Raw genomic sequence first — 22,076 nt, 5'->3', positions numbered from 1 at the left:
CGATTAACGACGTGCGTGTTGGTATATTTCGAATGTAGTTAATCAATGAATGTATTATCTAACTAATTATATAATTACTCTTTGACTGTAATTGTCGGGTCCCACTGGAAGTAACCATAAAGTTCTTGATTTCCGCCGTGTGGTCTATGGTACAACGCGAACTGTACCTGATACTGCTCTGTTCCTAATTTAGTTATAGTTGCCTGAGTGTACCAATGTTTTTGTTCGGTGAACGTAACAGGGAACGGTGAGGTGTTATTCGTTGGTGCAGGTTCTGCTTCTAAACGGCTGCTATTAACGAATTCAACTTGGGTAAAAACGGTATCACCTGCATATCGAGGTAGCCCATAAATTAAAACGCTTGAGTCGGAGTTGGCAGATTCTGAAATACCTGTCCAGCGAATAACATCATCACGGTTTGCTCTAATATTGAGGTCGCCCGTTCCCTCTCCTGATATGGCTGATTGATTTGGTGCAACCATGTAAGAGTATTGGTGGCCAATCGGCGTCGGGTGGGCTTGATCTTTACTAACAGATTTGATTGAGGGGTCATTGATAATACGGTCTGTATCAATAATGACAATAACGTTAATAACGTTAATAACGTTAATAACGTTATTGCTCGAGTTGAGTTGATTGATGTTACTCATGAAATATCCTTATTTTTAATAATAAATGGAATATGTAAAAAGCTGCATAGCAAGTGATGATTTTTTAGAGCAAGTCTTAACTTACTCAGCCATTGATAGTAATTATGTTGTTTTGTTTTTACAAGAATGAAATTAGAGTATCTTATATGTTTATCTAATAAGAGAATTCCATTATTAACCGAGTTATTTTATTTTTTATTATTATTTTAACTGGAATGATTTTATATTTAATATAACTTGTTTTTTTAATTAATAACCTAATTAAACCCCGAAAAAAAGAAAGCAGCCTATCAATGATAGGCTACTTTTGATGACTTACTTCAGTTCCAGCTCGTTCATTGCGGCGATGCTGAAACCGCCGTCAACGTGCAGAACTTCACCGGAGATACCGGCAGCCAGATCGGAACACAGGAACGCGGCAGAGTTGCCCACATCTTCAATGGTAACGACACGGCGGATTGGCGTAACGGCTTCGCAATGCGACAGCATTTTCTTGAAGTCTTTGATGCCGGAGGCAGCCAGTGTACGAATCGGGCCCGCAGAGATGGCGTTGACGCGCACGCCCTGAGCACCCATGGCATTCGCCATGTAACGTACGTTCGCTTCCAGAGACGCTTTTGCCAGGCCCATCACGTTGTAGTTAGGGATAGCACGCTCAGCACCCAGGTAGGACAGGGTAACCAGCGCAGAGTTCGGGTTCAGCATCTTACGGCAGGCTTTCGCCATCGCGACGAAGCTGTAAGAGCTGATATCGTGAGAAATGCTGAAACCTTCACGGGTAACGGCATCAACGTAGTCACCGTCCAGTTGGTCGCCCGGTGCGTAAGCAATGGAGTGCACGAAGCCATCAAAGTTCGGCCATACGTTAGCCAGTTCGGTAAACAGTGCTTCGATGCTGGCATCTTCAGCGACATCACACGGCAGAACGATGCTGGAACCCAGTTCGCTGGCAAAGCCTTCAACGCGTGCTTTCAATTTGTCGTTCTGATACGTGAAGGCCAGTTCGGCACCTTCGCGCTGCATTGCTTGTGCAATACCGTAGGCAATAGAACGGTTGCTGGCAACACCTGTTACCAGAATGCGCTTACCGGTAAGAAAACCCATAGCAGTAATCCTTGTGATCATTGTTGCTGCGATCGCCACTTCTGTGCCCGTAAACGTACGCGGCAAGTGACGACCGAGATGAATAAACCGCGCGATTCTACCATGTTGGGGACGGTAGGGGTACTCCGAGCAGTATCCCCCTTTTTCCACAGTCCTGTGGCCGTCGCGGGGATGCTGCCGTGGTGCGCGGAGATTAACGTTGTGCGCCGTCGCGTCGCCAGGCGTCGGCGCTGAGCGCTTCGCCGAAGTGGCTGGCAATCAAACGTTTCGTCAGGTCATGTAGCGGGGCGGACAACACATCGGCGGTACTGCCGCGTTCGACCACTTCGCCTGCCTGCATCACCAGAATCTGGTCGCTGATGTGTTTCATCATGCCCAGATGCTGTGTCACGTAAATATAAGAGATACCGTGCTTTTCCTGTAACTCCAGCATCAGATTAATAATCTGTGACCGCATAGACATATCCAGTGACGCCAGCGCCTCATCGGCGACAATCACTTTCGGTTGCAGGATTAATGCACGTGCCAGACCGACACGCTGTTTTTGCCCCGGCGCGAGCGCATGCGGATAGTAATAGGCGTGATCGGGACGTAGCCCAACCTGATGCAGCGCCTGATTAATCGCTCTTTCACGCGCTTCTGCGCTGAGATCGGTATTCAGTCGCAGCGGGACATCCAGCAGTTGCCCGATGCGCTGACGCGGATTGAGCGCATTGCTCGCATCCTGAAAGATCATGCGGATGCGCTGGCTGCGGTAGCGGTAATCGCCGTAGTGCAGCGGATGGTCATCGATAACCAGCTCGCCGGACGTCGGGGCAATCATGCCTGACAGCATTTTAGCCAGCGTCGATTTTCCTGAACCGTTCTCGCCGATGATGGCGAGCGTTTGCCGCTCACGCAGCGTAAAGCTGACGGATTTTACCGCCTCAACATGCTGACGACGGAACAGCCCGGTCCGATAGCGGAATGTCTTGGTCAGGTTGCGGGCTTCAAGCAGCATCTCAACCATCACGGTTCCTCCATGTTGAGCGGAAAGTGGCAGGCATATAAGTGGTTCTTAACGGAGAGCAGCGGCGGCGTTTGCATACACTGTTTTTGTGAATAAGGGCAACGTGGGCCGAGCCGGCAGCCAATCGGCAGGTGTTCCAGCGAGGGAATCGCACCGTTCAAGGTGTTTAACCGGCTTTTGTGCGGCAGCGAGCGGCCGAAATCGGGCATTGCGCGAATCAGCGCCTGCGTATAAGGATGATGCGGCGCGGCGATCAAATCTTCACTGGTGGCGCTTTCCACCGTTTGACCGCAATAGAGCACGTTAATCCGATCGGCCCATTTGCTCATGGTTTGCAGGTCATGGCTGATCAGCAGAATCGTGGTGTTATTGTTCTGGTTCAGGCGCGACAGCAGGCGGAAAATCTGCGCCTGCGTGGTCGATTCCATCGCGTTGGTTGGTTCATCGGCAATCAGCAGGCGCGGCTGGTTCGCTAGCGCGATGGCAATCATCACTTTCTGACACTCGCCGTCGCTCAGCTCATAGGGATAGCTGCCCATAATGTCTTTGTGATCTTTAATCCCGACGCGGTGCAGCAGTTCGATCGCGCGGCGCTTGCGCCAGTTAAATCGCTGCCACCAGCGGCCTTTATACGTCCAGCCGGGAATCGCCTGCACCAGTTGCTTACCGACACTTTCGGACGGATCGAGACAGGATTGCGGCTCCTGGAAAATCATGGAGACGTTATGGCCGACCAGCTTACGTCGCTCGCGTGACGACAGTTGCAGCAGGTCGATATCATCAAAGCGGAAGCGATCGGCGGTCACGCGCCAGTTTTCTTTGGTGATCCCACAGATGGCTTTAGCTATCAGGCTTTTACCGGAGCCGGATTCGCCTACCAACCCGCGAATTTCGCCTTCGCTCAGCGTCATACTGACGCGGTCGACGGCTTTTACCGCGCCGTCTGCAGTCAGAAATTCAATCGTCAGGTTACGGATATCAAGTAATGGCATAGGGAGTCGTCGCCTCTTATTCCGTTTCCGCGACGAGCGCGCGGCGGATGCCGTCGCCCAGCAGGTTGACGATTAACACGCTCAGTGCGATAGCCGCGCCGGGCAGCATCACGGTCCACGGTGCGGCATAAACCAGCTCCAGCGAGTTGCCAAGCAGGGCACCCCATTCGGTTGTCGGTAACTGCGCGCCCAAATCGAGAAAACCCAGTGCGGCGATATCCAGAATGGCGATCGACAACGCGCGGGTAAATTCGGAGACCAGCAATGCAGCGATGTTTGGCAGCACGACGTACCAGACCAGATAAAGCGTGGAAGCGCCGTCGAGGCGGGCAGCGATCACGTACTCTTTGTCCATTTCATCGTGCACAGCGTTGTAGATGGTGCGCACCATACGCGGCAACAGCGCCAGCCAGACGGCGAGCATCGCGTGTTCGAGCTTAGGGCCGATAAAGGCGATGACTACAATCGCCAGCAGCAGCGACGGAATAGACAGCAGCGTATCCAGAATATGGTTGAGCATCGCAGAGCGCAGCCCGCGTGTGACGCCCGCAAAAACGCCCAACACGATGCCGCATAGCGCTGCCGCGTAGGTGACGATGAGCGAGGCGCCGACGGTCGGTGCTGCACCGCTCAGCAGGCGGCTTAGCTGGTCGCGACCTAAATCGTCGGTGCCGAGAAAGAACGAGACTTCACCGTAGTGAGACCAGGAAGGGGGCAGCAACTGATAGCCCAAGAATTGCTGGTCAACTTCATAAGGTACGAGAAATTTGCCGAACAGGCACAGACCGATCAGGATCAGAAAGCCGTATAGCCCGATCATAGCCAGCATATCCTGGTTGAATGCCCGCCAGGTATCGCCTAGTCGGCTAGGCAGCCGCTTTTCGCTATAAACGTTATCGTAGGGCATACCATTCCTTGTGTTTCAACGGATTTGCCATGGCACCCCAAATATCGGACAGGATGTTAACCGTGATGACCATTGCACCGACCACCATCACGCCCGCAGAAATTGCAGCAAAATCCTGCTGACGAATGGCATTCACCAGCCAGCGACCGATACCCGGCCAGTTAAAGACCACTTCGGTAATCATCGTCAGCGTCAGCATGGTGGAAAATTGTAATCCCAATTTGGGAATGATCGGCGGCAGCGCGTTATGAATCAGGTGGCGACGAATGATCGTAAAGCGCGACAGTCCGCGGGTGGCTGCCGCTTTAATGTAGTTTTTGCTGATAATTTCCGTAGTGCTGACGCGCATCAGGCGAATCACTTCAGTCGTCGGCCCGACGGCCAGCACGGTAATCGGCAGAATCAGGTGGCGGATGGCGCTGACGATCATTTCACCGCGATGTGGCGAATCTGACAGCCAAGCGTCAATCAGCGCAAATCCGGTGACGGTTTTCACTTGATAGAGCAGATCGAAGCGGCCTGAAACCGGCAGCCAACCGAGGTGCAGCGAGAAGAAAAGCGTCAACAGTAGCGCCAGCCAGAACACCGGTAGGGAAAAGCCGATGAGCGCCAACGTGCTAATTACAATGTCCGCGCCGCGATTCTGCATTACGCCGGCGGTAATACCCAGCGGAATACCGACCAGCAGCGAGAGCGCAAAGGCCAGCAGACAAAGCTCGATCGTGGCCGGGAACACTTCTTTCAGCAATTCGCTGATGGCCTGTCCGTTAATACTGGAGCGACCGAAATCCCCCTGAAGCAGGCTGGTGAGGTAAAAGTGATAGGCATCAAACAGCGCTGCGCCGTTGAGCGGGGCGTTAGGCGTGTAATAACTGAGGCTAAAGCCAACCAGCGTCAGCAGTGACAAGGTCACAATCAGTAACACCAGACGTCGCAAGGTAAAGATAATCACGGCTGTGCTTCCTCCACGGTTTCCGGTGCAGAAGGCTTCTGCTGCGCCTGTTGGTCCTCGCGGAAGACGCCCGCGAACGAGGCATTGCCGAAGGGACTCAATACCAGCCCTTTCATGTCATAGCGGTAGGCCAGCAGCCGTAATGACGACGCCAGCGGCAGAACAGGTAACTGTTCCGCCAGAATGCGCTGTGCCTGCTGATAATAGTCAATCCGCTTAGAAAGCTGCTGTGACGAGAGCGCGTTTTGCAGCACTTCATCAAAAGTAGGATCGCACCAGTGCGCGTAGTTGCTCTGGGAGCGAATAGCCGCGCAGCTTAACAGCGGTCGGAAAAAGCTGTCCGGGTCGTTACTGTCCGTTGCCCATCCCGCCAGCGTTAAATCGTGGCTGAGTTCCATCAGACGGGCTTCCTGAAAACGGCCTTCCACCGGAACGATGGTCACTGTGACGCCAATTTGCGCCAGATCGGCCTGTATCAGCTCTGCCGTTTTCAGCGGACTGGGGTTGTAGGACTGTGACGCGCTGGGTACCCACAGGCGCAGGTTTAGGTTAGTCAGCCCCAGTTCCTGCAAAATTTGTCGCGCTTTTTGCGGGTTATATTCCGTAATCTGCGATTCGTTGTCGTACGCCCACGACGCGCGGGGCAAAATAGACGCCGCCGTTTCCGCCGTGCCGTAATAGATCGACTGCATCAGCCTGTCGTTATTGATCGCTAGTGCGATGGCTTCCCGCACGCGCCGGTCGTCCAACGGCGGTTTACGCACGTTGAAGGCCAGATAGGCGACGTTCATGCCGGGGCGTAGCGAAAGACGCAGGCGCGGATCGTTACGCAGGATCGTTAACTGGCTCGCCGCCGGATACGCGAGGACATCACATTCGCCTGTCAGCAGTTTGGATAAGCGACCCGTACCGCCGGAACCGAGATCGACAACTACCTGCCGCATGCGTGGCAGGCCACGCCAATAATCACTGTTGCGCGTCAGCCGGATATATTGCCCGTTGCGGTATTCATTGAGCAGATAAGGGCCGGTGCCGACCGGTTCGCGATCCAGCAGCTCTTTCTTGTCTTCTTTCGTCAGACGTTGCGCGTATTCTGCGGACAGAATCGGCGCGTAGTGCGTGGCCAGATGCCAGAGGAAAGAGGCGTCCGGGCTGTTGAGCCGGATCTCAATGCTGTATTCGCCCAGCTTGCGGATGCTTTGCACCGAATCGGCGAATTGCAGGCTGTCGAAGTAGGGATATTCGCCGCCGTTGACATCATGATACGGGTGTTTTTCGTCCAGCATGCGCTGGAAGCTGAATATCACGTCGTCAGCGTTCATATTGCGGGTTGGGCTGAACCAGGCGGTGTGCTGAAACGGCACATCGCGGCGCAGGTAGAAACGGTATGTCGAACCGTTGTCCAAGACTTCCCAACGCTGAGCCAGTTCTGGCATCAGACGATAGGTATAAGGATCGACATCCAGCAGGCGATCGTAAAGCTGCGCCGCCAGCGTATCAATGGTGACACCGCTGCGCGCCATTTGCGGGTTAAACGTGTTCAGGACATCATTGACGCAATAGACAAAACCGCTCTGGCGAATATTTTCCAGCGGAGCAGGCGGCGTTGGCACGGACGGTGGTGCAGCCAGTGCAGGCAAAGCCAGCCAGGTGAGTGCCAGTGCGAAACAGGTTTTTCCGAACATACGGGATTTTTCAGTCAAGACGGTTATATACAGAGTGTATCGCACTCTTGGCATCCTCCCCACTCTTGTTATGCGCGTCTGGCGACTTTCCAACCGTTTGAGCCACCAGATGAATAATGGAAAGCGTCATAATGAATGCTATAGTTAAGTCATAATGACGAGGAGATAACCATGAATGCAGAAATCAGTCTTAAAGTTGAAAACTTTGCTCGTGAAGCCGAGTTGCCTGATGGCGTTTTCCATGACCCGTTGATGTTCGTTAATGTGGTGCGCAGCGGGATCTCCGGCGCGATGCTGAAACGCGGGGCGGATGCCAGCGGGCTAAGCCGTAAGCTGATTGGCTCGGCACTGTCCGTTGATCCGTCTAATATCTCCCGTTTGTTTCGCCGTAAGCATTTAACGCTGGAGCAGGGGGAGGCCGCGCTGGAGACGTTCCGCCTGTGGCTGAAAGCCATGACGACGTTTGAAGATGAAGCGAAAGCGCAGTTGTGGATGGAGAGCGGTATTCCGGCCTTTGGCGGAAAAACGCCGGCGGAAATGCTGGATACGCACAAAGGGCGTCAGTTGGTTGATAACGCGCTGAATCGTATTGAATACGGCGAATTTATATGAGGCTTTACCGCATCACCAAAGCGGTCTGGCTGGAGGCATTTTCAGGACAAACGGGCGTAAGTTTCCAGCACGGTGCGCGTTTCAATCAGCCCAACACGCCAGTGTTATATTTCAGTGAAACGCCCGCTGTCGCGATGCTGGAAATGGGCAATTATCTCCCTTCGCCGCAGTTGCTGCCCGCCAGCTATCGTTTGGGCGTGTACGAACTGCCGGACGATGTCCCGCAAGAATCCATTACATTGGACATGTTGCCTGAAGACTGGCACCGCTATCCATTTATGCCGGATGTGCAGGCACTGGGATCGCGCTGCCTGAACGCAGGGCAATCGCTGGTGATTTGGGTACCGACCAGCACGGTTAAGCCGTTTGGCAGCATGCGTAATGCGCTGATTAATCCGCTACATCCCGCGTTAAGCCAGCTACGTCTGATTGAGGCGATCCCCGATTTTTACAGTCATAGGCTGTTTAACCCGATCGGACACTAGGTCTGCTATCAGCAGCAATGAGGCTGGCAGGAACCCCATAGTCAGTATGGTAATGAGAAAAATTCTCAACAAAGTGCTTTACAGATGATACTGATAACTATTATCATCACTTTCGCACTTCGGCAGTGGCTTCTCGCAGGCACTGAAGGAGAGCACGACATTGCTCACATTGCTTCCAGTATTATTTTAGCCAGCCGACGTGCTGGCTTTTTTTTGCCTGAAAAATGACCTCGCCAGATACTTATCTTGCTTTCTATTTCTCTGTAAATAATTAATAAAATCAATATGGTTGGGATATGTCCTAAATTGTTTGCGGGAACATAAATCTCCCTTATCATGCCTATACCCAAGATCATGGGTTCACAATGGAGATAAGGAATATGTGGATGAGAAGGAATCAAATCGTCAGGAAATTGACGTTAGGTGTGGTAACAACAGTGCTGGGGATGTCACTCAGTTTTTCAGCATTATCCGCCACGCCAGTAGAAACGCATGGTCAGCTGTCCATCGAAAACGGGCGACTGGTGGATGAACAGGGGAAAAGGGTGCAACTGAGAGGGGTCAGTTCGCACGGTTTGCAGTGGTTTGGCGACTATGTCAACAAAGACTCGATGAAGTGGCTGCGTGATGACTGGGGGATTAATGTATTCCGCGTCGCCATGTACACGGCGGCGGATGGTTATATTTCGAATCCTTCCCTCGCCAATAAGGTAAAAGAGGCCGTTGCGGCGGCGCAAAGTCTCGGCGTTTACATCATCATCGACTGGCATATCTTGTCGGATAACGATCCTAATATTTATAAAGCACAGGCAAAAACCTTCTTTGCCGAAATGGCTGGGCTGTATGGCAGCTCACCGAACGTGATTTATGAAATCGCCAATGAGCCAAACGGTGGCGTGACCTGGAACGGACAGATTCGGCCTTATGCGCTGGAAGTGACTGACACCATCCGTAGCAAAGATCCCGATAACCTTATTATCGTTGGTACGGGCACCTGGAGTCAGGATATCCATGATGCGGCGGATAATCAGCTCCCCGATCCTAATACCCTTTACGCGCTGCATTTCTATGCGGGCACGCACGGGCAATTCCTGCGCGATCGTATTGACTATGCGCAAAGCCGTGGCGCGGCGATTTTCGTCAGCGAGTGGGGCACCAGCGATGCATCCGGCAACGGTGGACCGTTCCTGCCAGAATCGCAGACCTGGATCGATTTCCTGAATAACCGTGGCGTAAGCTGGGTGAACTGGTCGCTTACCGATAAGTCAGAGGCGTCCGCCGCGTTGGCTCCGGGGGCGAGCAAATCAGGTGGCTGGACGGAGCAGAATCTGTCGACGTCAGGCAAATTTGTCAGAGAGCAGATTCGTGCAGGTGCGAATCTGGGCGGTGGCGATACGCCGACTACCCCGACCACGCCAACGGAGCCGACTAACCCGGGTAACGGAACAACGGGTGACGTCGTGCTGCAATATCGTAATGTGGATAACAACCCGTCCGATGATGCGATTCGTATGGCCGTCAACATCAAAAATACCGGCAGTACGCCGATCAAACTGAGCGATCTGCAAGTGCGTTACTACTTCCATGATGATGGCAAACCCGGCGCGAACCTCTTTGTTGACTGGGCGAACGTCGGCCCTAACAACATCGTGACCAGCACAGGGACGCCAGCCGCCAGCACCGACAAAGCCAACCGCTATGTTCTGGTGACCTTCAGCAGCGGAGCCGGTTCCCTTCAGCCGGGCGCGGAAACGGGTGAAGTGCAGGTGCGTATCCACGCCGGTGACTGGAGCAATGTGAATGAAACCAACGACTATTCATACGGCGCTAACGTCACGAGCTACGCTAACTGGGATAAGATCACCGTGCACGATAAAGGCACGCTGGTATGGGGAACGGAGCCGTAATCGAGCCTGTTAACCTATTAATCCATTTCCTCTGCGGGCGTTAATTCGCCCGCATTTTCTTTCCCGCCTCTTACTCATTCACCACAATATCGTGTTTCTTTAGCAATCCACGCAGTTGGTGATAGGTTAATCCCAGCAGTTCAGCAGCCTTACGCTGGTTAAATTTTGCCTGATTCAATGCCCGATCGATCAAGCTTTTCTCCTGTTCCAGCAGCCACGGTTTCATCTCCAGCGGTAAATCCGGCTGGCCGGTTGCCGCACGCGGCGGTGTTTCCTGAACGGCGGGAGTGCGGCGGAAAGGATTCAAAATGATGGCATCAAGGGGCCGATCGCTGTCGCCGTGGCGGTACACCGAACGTTCAACCACGTTTTTCAGCTCACGAATATTGCCCGGCCAGTCGTAATTCAGCAGCGTCTCGCGTGCGGCTGGCGTAAAACCGGGAAAGAGCGGCAGATGCAATTCGCGGCACATCTGAATCGCAAAGTTATCTGCCAGCAACATGATGTCCTGCTGGCGTTCCCGCAGCGGCGGGAGCTGGACAACGTCAAAGGCCAAACGGTCGAGCAGGTCCGCGCGGAATTTACCGCTGGCGGCAAGCGCAGGCAGATCGTCGTTAGTCGCGCACACCAGACGCACATCAACCTGTAGCTGATCTCGGCCACCGACACGCTCCAGCATGCCATATTCGATCACTCGCAGTAATTTTTCCTGCACCAGCATCGGCGCAGTAGCCAGTTCATCCAAAAACAGCGTTCCGCCGTCAGCGCGTTCGAAGCGTCCCAGATGGCGTTTCTGCGCCCCGGTAAAAGCCCCCGCCTCATGACCAAATAGCTCGGAGTCGAGCAGATTCTCGTTGAGCGCCGCACAGTTGAGGGAAACGAACGGCCCTTGCCAACGTGGGGAAAGATAATGCAGACGGCTGGCGATCAGCTCTTTACCGGTACCGCGTTCACCAATCACCAGTACGGGTTTATTCAACTGTGCCAACTGCGACACCTGTTCCAGTACCTCCAGAAAGCTGTTGGCTTCACCCAGCAAATTCTCTTTTTCCTGAAGCATGATGTTTCACCGTGTTATTTTTACTAACTGTTAGTGTATTTGACTAATCTAGCGGAAAAGGGAAAATAGTCAAAATTATCTATTCTTTAATTTTCAGTTAGTTAAATAGAATTAAAAGTTGGCATACTTATTGATATACCTATAGTGAGATCGCGACTGGCTCAGCTGGTCACGGTGATAAATCAGGCGTAATCAGACGCTGGAAATCATGAAGAGGATGTAATTATGGGTATTTTTTCTCGTTTTGCCGACATCGTGAACGCCAACATCAATTCTTTGCTGGATAAAGCTGAAGATCCGCAGAAATTGGTGCGGCTGATGATTCAGGAAATGGAAGATACGCTGGTTGAAGTGCGTTCAACCTCGGCGCGGGCGTTGGCAGAAAAGAAACAGATTGCCCGTCGTATTGAACAAGCGCACGGTCAGCAGGAGCAGTGGCAGGAAAAAGCCGAGCTGGCGCTGCGTAAAGATAAAGACGATCTGGCCCGTGCGGCGCTGATTGAAAAGCAGAAGCTGACCGACCTGATCGCGGTGTTGCAGCATGAAGCCGAAAGCGTGGATGAAACGCTGGAGCGCATGAAGCGTGAAATCGGCGAGCTGGAAAACAAATTGAGCGAAACCCGTGCTCGCCAGCAGGCGCTGACACTGCGCCATCAGGCGGCGGCATCATCGCGTGATGTGCGTCGCCAGTTGGATAGCGGTAAGCTGGATGAAGCTATGGCACGTTTCGATCAGTTTGAACGCCGCATCGATACAATGGAAGCGGAAGCTGAAAGCCACGGGTTAGGGAAACAAAAATCGCTGGATCAGCAGTTTGCTGAACTGAAAGCGGACGATGAAATCAGCGCGCAGTTGGCGGCACTTAAGGCTAAAGTTAAGCCAGCAGAGTAAAGAGTCATAAGCGCGTAAACGCTATCGGATGGGCTGTCGTTAGAAAACGGCAGCCACCGACGTGTGAATAATAACTAAGGAGACACAATGAGTGCGTTGTTTCTTGCCATTCCGCTGACCATTTTCATGTTGTTTGTGGCACCGATATGGCTTTGGCTACATTACAGTCAGCGTAAAAACAGTGCTCAACTGGGACAAAACGATATGCAACGTCTCACACGTTTAACGGAAGAATCCACCCGTATGCGTGAGCGTATCAGAGCGCTGGAAGACATTCTGGATGCAGAACACCCGGACTGGAGAAAGTCGTAATGAAAAATACGTGGTCAGGTAAAACGTTATACCGCATACCGGAAGAAGGCATGCTGAAAGGGGTTTGCGCTGGTTTAGCACGTTACTTTGACGTGCCAGTGAAACTCGTGCGGCTGATTGCGGTGCTGTCGATATTTTTCGGCCTGTTCTTTTTCACCATGGTGGCCTACATCATTCTGACCTTTATGCTCGACCCGGCTCCGGCGGGAATGGGGTTTGAGGATGAAAAAGCGGCTCGCACACCCAGCCAACTGCTGAATGAAGCGGATGCGACCTTGCAGGCCAGCGAACAGCGCCTGCGCAACATTGAACGCTATGTCACCTCGGATACGTATGGCGTTCAGAACCGCTTTCGCCACCTGTAATTTGTCATCGGTTATACTCTTTCGCTGACATTATCCACCGTACGACTTGAGTCGAGAGTGGATAATGTCGCGCTGTTTTTTCGCTGCAATCTCTATGATCCGATCCCACTGTGCATCGGATGCCAGCCATTTCCTTCTTTCGTGCTGTAGCGCACGTTTTGCAGTGGTATGCGCTGCCACTGGCCATTGCTGTCCTGCACGATTTCGCTGGCAATCGCACGACATTGATAATGCAGCGCATCAGTCTCCAACTGGAACTGATATTTTTTGCCTTTTTCCGGAACAAAGTGAGTGGTAATAAGGCATGAGTATTTGCTTTCAACATAAACGTTGATAATCGCTGTTTCAACACCAGGCACTAATGGTGTTTCGTAGTAGTCAATATCGTATTTCTCTCCGGATACTTTTGGCATTCCGCGATCCTGGGTGTTTTGTAATACCCATTCACTGGAACGAATAAGACCGCCAGTGCGTTTGCCGTTTAACGTCTGGTAAATACTCGTCTGTTCTGTGTTGTCTACGATACGTACCCACGGGGAGTTATTGGTTTCATGGGGCGGAATGAAAAAAGAGTTGTTTGGCATAATCGAACAGCCTGAAGAGAGGAGTGTTATCATTGCCAGATTATTTCGCAGTAACTTTTTCACTTGTTTCATTCCTAAGGGGTTTGAAAAGTAATGAGTATTTTACAGTAACGCTGCGCTCAGTTTTTAAGACTAACAACTCCCCACCAGAGGTGGGGAGTGCGATATTATAAAGGCGTCATTATTTTAATTAGCGTATTTCGTTATCATTTAATTGGTTGTAAAGAAATCGCTATTTCCAGCACTATATCAGAATAGCATTTATCGCCATTGGCTGATGTTCTCTTAAGTTCATCAAGTGCATAAACGATATCCACCCTGGCTCCCGGGCGGAATAGCTTTTTATCTTCATCATCGATATGGCTATAAATGCTTTCTTCAATGACAGAACCATCATCCAGCAGCAAACTGAAACAATTATCTACCGGAGAGGGATCTTGCCCTGCCACATAGGTTCTTGTGATCGTGCCAGATCTGTGCAGTAAACGCATTTTTCCCTGTTCAATGCTACTCCACCACTCGGATGAGCCAAAAAGACCATTGGCTCCCTTCAGGCCCATGGCTGGTCTTGATGGATCGAGAGTCAGAGCCTGCGTTAAAGCCACTTGATCAGGGTCCCCTCTGAGTTCTTCTGAAAGAAGATAGACAATTTTCATAGGGTGTTTCGAGTTTTCAAGATTTAACAGCATAATGCTTTCCTGTTATTTAACCTGTTCAAAATGGACGATGTTTTTATTAAAAATCTCCATTCCTTTGCCTTGTCCAAGTTGTGTCGTCATCTGTCCTCCTTCAACCTTGAAGCGAGTATTGGTTTCCATCCATTTACCCGTTTGGGTGGACATATTGGGCAATTCTTTAGCTGCAGCACTGTTTGCGGCAATACCAATTTTTTCCAGTTCGGAGAAAGTGCCTGACTTAACAGTGATTTTCACTGTTATACCATCGTACTTAGAAGAGTATGATAGCACTGGAGAAACTGATGTTTCAGTGGTCGCTGGCATCACACCTGTTCTTTCAAACTGCCTGAATTGCTCAGGTGACATCGTCCGATAAACAATTTCATTGCCATGAACATCACGTTGCTGAACGGGACTTAGCGGATTTTTAGCTGTCGTCACAGGAGTACCAATGGTACCCGACGTCCCTTTGTTGCCTGACTGCGTTTTTTGTATGACTTTATTGAACGCCATGCCAGCAGCAAATTTTACAACTTCCTGCGCCGATGCACCATTATCGTATAAGCTGAGGATCCCATTGATATCAACAGGCGTCATCGCTGAGGTAATGATATCGTTTTTCCGCGCCAGCTCACGGATTTTCTCATCGCTCAGTCCCTGTGCTTTCCATTCGGTAAGTTGTTCACTGCCCTTAATGGCGGCGACATAAGGATTGCCAGCGACGCCCATCGGTGTCCAGTCAATGCCTGTCTGTGTATAGATGTCACCGATGAATCCAGAGTAATCAGAATTTAGCTGGCCCTGTTGCGCACCACGCATCATCGTTCTGGCATAATCGGTTACGAGATAGCCGAACTCATCAGCCGTTATTGCCCCAGATTGATACATCGCGACCAGCTTTTCACCCGCTTCTTTTTCCCGTTTACGGTACTCATTGCGGATCTCGGTCTGGCATTTACCATTAGAACCACAGGCGGTAAAGCGTTCCTGTAGTTCATCCATGCCCCCGATGCCGGCGGCTTTTAGTTTTTCATACAGCGCGCGGCCTTCTTTACTCAGTTTCTCAACGCCGTACTTATTTGATAGCAGGTTATAATCAACGGCATTTTTACCCGCGTCATGTCCTGCCACCGCGCCTGCCGAAGAATCGCTCGCCAGGCCTGCCGCCATGGTGGCAGCCAGAGACGCCAGATTACTGATTTTCGCCCGTTCATCATCAGTCAGTGACTCAACCGTTCTGTTTGGATAGAGATAGTTGACGATCGCTCGTGCGGCCAGCTCACCGCCTGCTGCACCCACTGCCCCTGAAGTGGCGTTGGAACCGGAAAGCTCAGCCACTACGCCGCCAACGATAGCGTGACCGATGGCATTTGCCGCGATCTGCGCGGCAGTTGGATTGTCGCTATTCTGCAGAGTCAAATCGCGCACTGTGCTGGACAGATAAGGTGCAGCACCCTGTGCCAGTGCTTTCAGTGGATCACCACCCGCTAGTGCAGTGATGGCTGCCGCTGCGGCACGAATGCCTTTATTAAGCTCACCACCCGTTTTATATTGATCGTTGATGTCCTTATACGCGGCGGTATTTTGTACACGAGCCCAGTACTCCTGACGCGTCTCCTTGGTCTCATCCCACTCACCAGCCGCTTTCATTCCCGCGTTGTTCGCCATAATCTGGCCCTGGCTGAGGGTGATATCCACGCCCTGATTCACAACGTCACCAATCAAACGAAGCTGGCTTAGGCGCTGCTGCTCCTTTGCCTTATCGAAGATCGGGCTGATGCTCTGGTTGGCGTGCTCGACATCGCGGCTTAGTTCGCTGACATCCTGCTGCTGGTTCGCCTGATCTCGGATAATCAGCGATCCCGGCGAAACGGCGGCATAGGTGGTGCCGGAGGCATTCCCATCGCTGCCACCCGCTCCCAGACCATTAGCCGCCAGATTCTGTACGGCATTTTTCAGCAGATCCTGCGCGCCCAGCCCGCCAGTGCTGATACCAACGCTGCTGTGCGATACTTCAAACTCTGCACTGTTGTCGATATTGCTGAAGCCCAGCGTGCCAGTACTGAGACGGTTTTTATCTTCGCTGGCGGTGCTGCCAATCACGGCGCCGTCCAACTGCGTATGGTTACCGACGTTGATATCGAAGCCGCCGTCACCCGCGAAGATGCCGGTTTGTTCCTGCACACTGTTATAGGTGCTGTGGATTTTGTCCTTCGCCACGTTGGCGCTGACGCTGCCTGTCATGCTGCCAAAGGTAAAGCTGGCGCCTGCTGAGCTGTTCTTCTGCTTCGAGTCGTAGTTGTTAACGTCCTGCTCACTCTGCAACGTCAGATTACGGCCGACATTGGCGACTACCTGATCGGCACTCAGCTGTGCGCCGCGCAGGGTGGTGTCACGCCCGCTGTTGACCGTCAGCTTATTACCGGCGTCGACGGTGGTTTCAGTATGGGTCAGGCCATCGCCATTCTCGTTACCGGAACCTTTACTGGCGTTGGCAAACACGCTGATCCCCGCGCCACCCTGGCCCGCACCTATGCTGATGCCCACGCCGCCGCCGCTGCTGCTGTTCTTGCCGGTCTGCAACTGGGTATTCTGTGCTGACAGCAGGTTGATATCGCGGTTTGCCGACAGCAGCACATCGTTGCCCGCTTTCAGTTGGCTGCCGCCGATGGTCAGATCGCCATCGGTGCCATTCTCTGAACCGGTCGCCACCAGGTTGATATTGTTGCCCGCCTGCACGGTGCTGCCGGAGGCGTTGACCGCTTCGCTGTGGCTCTCGCTCTTCGACTTCGAGGTACTCAGCGACAGGCTGACACCAATGGCGTTCTGGTCGGTGGTGTTCTGCGCCGCCAGTACCGTCGCCTGAGCGGCCTGTACGCCTGCCAGACCGGATTTCAGCTTCTGCAGCGATGCCATACGGCCATCCTGCTGCTCATCGGCGGCTTTCGCGCTGGTGTAAGCGGTATTGATCGCGCTGCCAATCGCGCCGGACAGCGCCAACGTCAGACCCGTCTGTTTGCGCTCGTAAGTGGTGTCGGTGGTGCTCTGGTTATTCGCGGCATCAATGGTGATATTGTTCGCCACCATATTGATGTCGTTACCAGCGATCACGTCAGAACCCTGCACGGCAATATTATTGCCCGCCACCAGGCTGGTATCGCCATCGACGCTGCCCAGCGTGCTGTTATTGTGGGTCAGCGCCGCGGTATCGGAGGTCGAACTCTCTTTGATCGAGCCGACAAAGAAGCCAATGCCGCCGCTGCTCATTAGGCCTGACTTGGTGGTTTTCTTCATCGACCAGCTGTCGCGGCTCTCTTCAGCCGCCGTGACATTGAGGTCATTCCCGGCACGCAATACCAGATCCCGATCCGCCGCCACATCGCTGCCGGTGATATTCAGATTGTTACCCGCTGTGACGGAGATATTTTCCCCGCCGAGGCTGCTGCCGTTCGCCAGCGTGGCATCGTAGCCAGCGCGGGTGGTAGTGGTGCGTTTCGACAGGAAGCCGGAACCTTTCACCTTGGAGTTCATATCCAGATATTCCTGACTGCTGGCGCTGCCGAGGTTGATATCATTGGTGGCCGTCAGCGCAAGCTGCCGATCGGCATTCAGTTTCGCCGCCTGAGCGTTAATATTATTGCCGGCATTCAGCGTGATATTGCCGTCGCTGGTGACGTCACTGCCCTGAACCTGAGTCAGCCTCTGCGTGACGTGGTTATCTTTATCCCATACCACCTTGTCGCTGCTGCCGATGGTAATGGTGGTCATGTTGATATCGCGGGTAGCGGCGATCTGCGTCTGGCTGTTTTCACCGGAACTGACCACCTGCGCGGCCTGCAGATTGACATCACGGCCTGCCTGTAGCAGCAGTTTACCGTCGTCACCCTGCACATACATGCCCGCCACGCGATCGATATTGTCACGGCTGAAGCGGTTGCTGCCGTTCTGGCTTTCAGCGTGGTTGGTCTCGCTGGCGACGGTGATATCACGTCCGGCCTGCGCCAGCAGGGTATCGGTCGCACGTATCGTGCCACCGGTATTGGTGATGTCGTTGGTCGCCTGCAGCGACACGGATTTACCAGCGATGATGCCGCCCACATTGACGATATCGTCGCCGGAAACGCTGACCAGTTGGGTGGCGCTGATGCGACCGCTGTTCAGCATGCCGCCGCTGACGCCAATGCTGATATTTTTACCCGCCAGCAGCGCACCGCTGCCGTCCATATCGCCTTGCTGCACCTGCGCATACACCTGCGGTACCAGCACATTCTGGGTGGTGCCGTCCGGCATCTTCACATCCTGCGCCACCAGCCACACCATATCCTGAGTGATCTGTTTCATCTGCTCGGCGGTGAGCGCCACGCCCGGCACCAGGCTGAATTTTTTCGCGAAGCTGACGCCCGCTTCCATCAGGCCTTTGTATTGATCTTCATCGCTGGTGTAATCGGCCAGATAACGCTGACCGACCAACTCAACAATCTGCTCACGCACCAGACGCTGCTCGTAGAAGCCATCGCCGAGACGTTTTTGCGTAATCGACGGATCGGCTTGCAACTGTCTCAGCATATAGTCGGAACTCAGCCAGGTTCTCTGGTTGGTGAAACGTGGATCGGTTTCGATCAGATAGCTGCTGGTGGCGTCCGGCAGGGTAGTGAACAGGCTGCCGGTTGGCAGGGAAGCGTCCGGCGTCATGGAACGAATCACATCGGTGTTCTGTCCGGCCATTTCCACGCGCTGTGCGGCATAATCCGCCAGCGATGGCGCGCTGCTGGTCGCCTGAGTATTCTCCTTCATCACGCTCGGGCTGAGGCTGATGGACTGAATTTCCGTTGGCGGGGTATAGGCAGACGCTCTGGCTTTCTGGTCGTCACTGCCTTTACGGTGGATACGATCCCATTCGATCATCTGTCCGACTTTTTCCGTCAGTTTCTGACCGGTGACTTCGGTGTTCACCAGTTCCTTCACCGCCGTCAGCAGAGTGCCGCCCGCAATAATCTGGCTCTTGTCGTTCAGCAGCTTATCGCCGGAGAGCGAAATCTGACCGCCAGCGATAATTTTTGCTGGATCGCTCTGTGCGATCTGTTCTTCGCGCACCGTTTCGGTGTAGCTGTACTGATAATAGTGGTCACGACCACACACCACACCTTCAATACAGATATGACGCACTTCATTTTTGTAGAAACTGATGTTGTAGTCGTCAGGGCTATAGTGAACGCCATTATTCAGGTCGACCACCATATACTCATTTTTCTGCTTCTGTGACAGCTGTACGAAGCGGGTGACAAAATTGTCGTTGATATTGTTCAGTGCGGTGAAGCTGAGCGCCATATTGCCGACAGACTCTATTGTGGCACTGTGGTTGTTAAGGCTGCCCGCTTTGCCGCTGGCCACACCGTTTTCATCGAGGTTGCCACCGATGGCCAGATCGCCACCACTGTAGATCAGGGAGTGAGTATGGTTATTCAGCGTGCCGACGCCCAGATTGAGACGCTGACGCGCCGCAATGGTGGCGCTGCTGTTATTTTCCGCCAGGTTATTCAGTGTCGCGGCGTTGATCGCCAAGCTGTCACCATAAATACGACCAGTACCGATATTGTTGACGGTGCTGGCATTGATGCGGGTCAGCACGCCGTCGATCAGGCCACGGTTGCTCAGCGTATCGCTGGCGTTCAGCGTGGTCTGCTGCGCGCTCAGTTCGCCTGTGACTTGGTTGTCGATGTTGCTGGCCTGCACATTCAGCTTACCGCCTGCGCCAAGCAGCGCGGTATTGATCAGACTATTGTTTACATTCAGAGTCAGATCGCCATTTGCTAGCGTTTTATTGTTGTTACTGAAGCCGTCCGCGAAGCTGAGATCCATATCACCAAGCGACAGAATTTCACCGCTGCCATTAATCTCGCGACCGCGGAAGATCAACTGCTGACCTGCCACCAGACGACCCCCTTCATTGCTGATACGCAGATCGCTGCTGGTGGCTGCGGCGCGGGAGAGGGCGCTGGTGCTTTGCTGATCGAGCGTCAGCTGTTTATTGGCGGAGATCTGCCCCAGATTGTTGTGCAGCACCGGCGTGGCGATGGCCAGATCGCTGGCGGCGGCAAGCGTACCGTTCTGGTTATTCAGTTCACTGCTGGCCGCAACATCCAGCGAGCCGGAACCGGCCGCCATGATGGTGCCGCTCTGGTTATTCAGGCTGGCGCTCTGCACGCTGAATTTTTTGGCATTGGCCGCGATGCGGCCACTCTGGTTATTAATACTGTCGCTGCTGAGTTGCAGATCGCGGTCGCCGCTTTGCAGTAACTGGCCGCCACGGTTGCTGATAACTGGCGTACTGACCTGAAGCGCATTGGCGTTAATCACGCCGCGATCGTTGCTGAGTTTACCGGCAGCGGAGAGTTTCAAATCGCCACTTGCCAGCAACTGCGCGTCGTCGGTGATGATATCGCTGCTGCTGGTCAGTGTGGCGTGATGCGCGGCGGTATCGCTGCCGCTGAGATCAATCTGGTTAGCGCTGGCGTTCAGATCGCCACCGGCCAGCGCCTGACCCTGGCTGGTCAGCTTACCGTCGCTGGCGAGTGTCAGATTGCCGCTGTCGGCCAGCGTGCCATCGGTTTTCATCCCGGCGGCAATGGCCGCGCCTTTGCTGTTGCGGATGGTGGCACCGCGCACGCTGGTGTTGCCTTTGGCGGCGATCAGGCCGCTGTTGGTCACCTCATCGCTGGCGGTGGTGCTGTGGTCGCGCTGGGCAAACAGCGTGCCGCTGTTATCGACTTTTTTACCGCCCAGCAGCAGATCCTGTCCGGCATTGACTGTGCCGCTGTTGACGATATCACCATTAGCGTTAATGGTGATATCGCCCGCCTGCGTGCCGAGCGTACCTTTGTTGCTGACGCCGACCCCTTGCTCGGTCGCCACCAGACGGATTTTACCGGCATACATCCCGCCCAGTTGGGCTACGTCGATCGCCAGTGTCGGCTTGACGTCACTGCTGTCGCTCTCCGTTGCACTGCTGGCGGTGGCGCTGTCGTTATCGACAAGCTTATTGTTATCGACAACCTTATTGTTATCGGCGGCCACTTCGTTTTTACCGGTGGTGACGGTCACATCTTTCGCCCAGATACCGGCATTAACTTTCACGGTGCGGGCAATCAGATCGGTGTAGTCTTGCTGGCTGCTGTCCATGCCAGCGCCTTCAACCACGATCTCGCCATTGCCCACGCGGTAACCGCGCAGTTCACCGTTGGTGATTTGCGGCGTGCCGGTGGTCAGGGTGGCGCGGTTGGCGTTAATGAAGCCACAGCCGTCGCAACTGATGCCCGCCGGGTTGGCAATGACCACCTGCGCCTTACGGCCTGCGACTTCGACGTAGCCATTCAGCTTGCTTGGGTCGCGCGAGTTGACCTCGTTAAGAATGATTTTGGCTTCGCCTTTCGCCAGCCATGGGTTACCCGCCACCCAGCCGCCCATCTGGGTTTGTACTTGCTTATGCGAGTTATTGAGGATGGCACCTTTGTTATCGACGTCAAACTGGGTGTACTTGTTGTGCGAAACACCACCCGCGCTCGGCGTCTGGATATTGACCTGCGGCGTGCCGTTGGCGCTCTGCATGACATTCGGCTGCTGGCCGCCTGGGGCGCTCTTGTCGGCAACAATCCCTGCTGCCAGCGCCTGTGGCGCGAGCGTGACCAGACCGAGTGCGGTCATGGTCAGGAAGGCGGTAGGCTTCATGCGGCCAATCAGCTGGCTCAGCGTATGGCCGACGCCGTTTGCGCCGTTTTTACCCTGGCCACGGTTGATTTCGGAAACCACCATTAACAGGCCGCGAGCCTTGTTGAAAATGATGCGATAGAGGTTCTTATTCACGAAAAGTTATCCCTGCTAAAAGTG

General features: G+C 53.5%; 17 protein-coding genes. 6 read left to right on the top strand and 11 right to left on the bottom strand.

All coding sequences use genetic code 11. The features are described from left to right. Positions 1–74: 74 nt before the first annotated feature. The 7 genes from EIP93_RS12745 to sapA all read right to left on the bottom strand — a co-directional run bounded on the left by EIP93_RS12745 (position 75) and on the right by sapA (position 7,299). The gene (locus tag EIP93_RS12745; RefSeq protein ID WP_125232798.1) at positions 75–650 is read right to left on the bottom strand and encodes an inclusion body family protein; all 576 of its coding nucleotides are present in this window, start codon (positions 648–650) and stop codon (positions 75–77) included. Between the two features lie 315 nt (positions 651–965). Next, on the bottom strand, positions 966–1,754 hold the full coding sequence (fabI, locus tag EIP93_RS12740) for an enoyl-ACP reductase FabI (RefSeq protein ID WP_010276729.1): 789 nt from the start codon (positions 1,752–1,754) through the stop codon (positions 966–968). A 193-nt stretch (positions 1,755–1,947) separates the two neighbouring features. Then, positions 1,948–2,763 (bottom strand): putrescine export ABC transporter ATP-binding protein SapF, encoded by an 816-nt coding sequence (sapF, locus tag EIP93_RS12735; RefSeq protein WP_010276730.1) that lies wholly within the window; start codon positions 2,761–2,763, stop codon positions 1,948–1,950. Beyond that, positions 2,763–3,755, bottom strand: coding sequence for a putrescine export ABC transporter ATP-binding protein SapD (sapD, locus tag EIP93_RS12730; protein ID WP_103970810.1), 993 nt, complete (start codon positions 3,753–3,755; stop codon positions 2,763–2,765). Before sapD ends, sapF begins: the two co-directional genes overlap by 1 nt. Before the next feature lie 16 nt (positions 3,756–3,771). Further along, positions 3,772–4,662 (bottom strand): putrescine export ABC transporter permease SapC, encoded by an 891-nt coding sequence (gene sapC, locus EIP93_RS12725; protein ID WP_103860518.1) that lies wholly within the window; start codon positions 4,660–4,662, stop codon positions 3,772–3,774. Beyond that, the gene (gene sapB / locus EIP93_RS12720; RefSeq protein ID WP_014915699.1) at positions 4,649–5,614 is read right to left on the bottom strand and encodes a putrescine export ABC transporter permease SapB; all 966 of its coding nucleotides are present in this window, start codon (positions 5,612–5,614) and stop codon (positions 4,649–4,651) included. The genes sapC and sapB overlap by 14 nt, the downstream gene beginning before the upstream one ends. Next, a complete protein-coding gene (sapA, locus tag EIP93_RS12715; protein WP_010295827.1) occupies positions 5,611–7,299 on the bottom strand; it encodes an ABC transporter substrate-binding protein SapA in 1,689 nt (562 codons plus the stop codon). The genes sapB and sapA overlap by 4 nt, the downstream gene beginning before the upstream one ends. A 171-nt stretch (positions 7,300–7,470) precedes the next feature. Between sapA and parS the strand changes: the two genes are divergently transcribed. From parS to EIP93_RS12700, 3 genes are all read left to right on the top strand, one after another. After that, on the top strand, positions 7,471–7,911 hold the full coding sequence (gene parS / locus EIP93_RS12710) for a type II RES/Xre toxin-antitoxin system antitoxin (protein WP_040031583.1): 441 nt from the start codon (positions 7,471–7,473) through the stop codon (positions 7,909–7,911). Next, entirely contained in the window at positions 7,908–8,396 is a 489-nt protein-coding gene (locus EIP93_RS12705) for an RES family NAD+ phosphorylase (protein WP_125232797.1), read from the top strand. Before parS ends, EIP93_RS12705 begins: the two co-directional genes overlap by 4 nt. Positions 8,397–8,776: 380 nt before the next feature. Beyond that, entirely contained in the window at positions 8,777–10,303 is a 1,527-nt protein-coding gene (locus tag EIP93_RS12700) for a cellulase family glycosylhydrolase (RefSeq protein ID WP_103860520.1), read from the top strand. 70 nt (positions 10,304–10,373) lie between these two features. Here EIP93_RS12700 and pspF read toward each other — a convergent pair whose 3' ends face one another. Next, positions 10,374–11,363, bottom strand: coding sequence for a phage shock protein operon transcriptional activator (gene pspF, locus EIP93_RS12695; RefSeq protein WP_039505804.1), 990 nt, complete (start codon positions 11,361–11,363; stop codon positions 10,374–10,376). Positions 11,364–11,588: 225 nt separating this feature from the next. Here pspF and pspA point away from each other — a divergent pair, with 225 nt between their 5' ends. The 3 genes from pspA to pspC all read left to right on the top strand — a co-directional run bounded on the left by pspA (position 11,589) and on the right by pspC (position 12,931). Next, entirely contained in the window at positions 11,589–12,254 is a 666-nt protein-coding gene (pspA, locus tag EIP93_RS12690) for a phage shock protein PspA (RefSeq protein WP_010295838.1), read from the top strand. A gap of 87 nt (positions 12,255–12,341) precedes the next feature. Continuing rightward, positions 12,342–12,566 (top strand): envelope stress response membrane protein PspB, encoded by a 225-nt coding sequence (gene pspB / locus EIP93_RS12685; RefSeq protein WP_103860522.1) that lies wholly within the window; start codon positions 12,342–12,344, stop codon positions 12,564–12,566. Continuing rightward, positions 12,566–12,931, top strand: coding sequence for an envelope stress response membrane protein PspC (pspC, locus tag EIP93_RS12680; protein ID WP_107332764.1), 366 nt, complete (start codon positions 12,566–12,568; stop codon positions 12,929–12,931). Before pspB ends, pspC begins: the two co-directional genes overlap by 1 nt. Before the next feature lie 92 nt (positions 12,932–13,023). Here pspC and EIP93_RS12675 read toward each other — a convergent pair whose 3' ends face one another. From EIP93_RS12675 to EIP93_RS12665, 3 genes are all read right to left on the bottom strand, one after another. Beyond that, positions 13,024–13,578: a hypothetical protein gene (locus EIP93_RS12675; protein ID WP_241229555.1), complete on the bottom strand. Its 555-nt coding sequence runs from the start codon at positions 13,576–13,578 to the stop codon at positions 13,024–13,026. 143 nt (positions 13,579–13,721) lie between these two features. Then, on the bottom strand, positions 13,722–14,204 hold the full coding sequence (locus EIP93_RS12670) for a hypothetical protein (RefSeq protein ID WP_039505800.1): 483 nt from the start codon (positions 14,202–14,204) through the stop codon (positions 13,722–13,724). A gap of 12 nt (positions 14,205–14,216) precedes the next feature. Further along, entirely contained in the window at positions 14,217–22,052 is a 7,836-nt protein-coding gene (locus EIP93_RS12665) for a hemagglutinin repeat-containing protein (RefSeq protein ID WP_125232796.1), read from the bottom strand. Between the last annotated feature and the right edge of the window lie 24 nt (positions 22,053–22,076).

It is taken from the genome of Pectobacterium versatile (assembly GCF_003932035.1).
Classification (GTDB): Bacteria; Pseudomonadota; Gammaproteobacteria; order Enterobacterales; family Enterobacteriaceae; genus Pectobacterium; species Pectobacterium versatile.
This window is presented reverse-complemented; position numbering and strand designations above follow the sequence as displayed.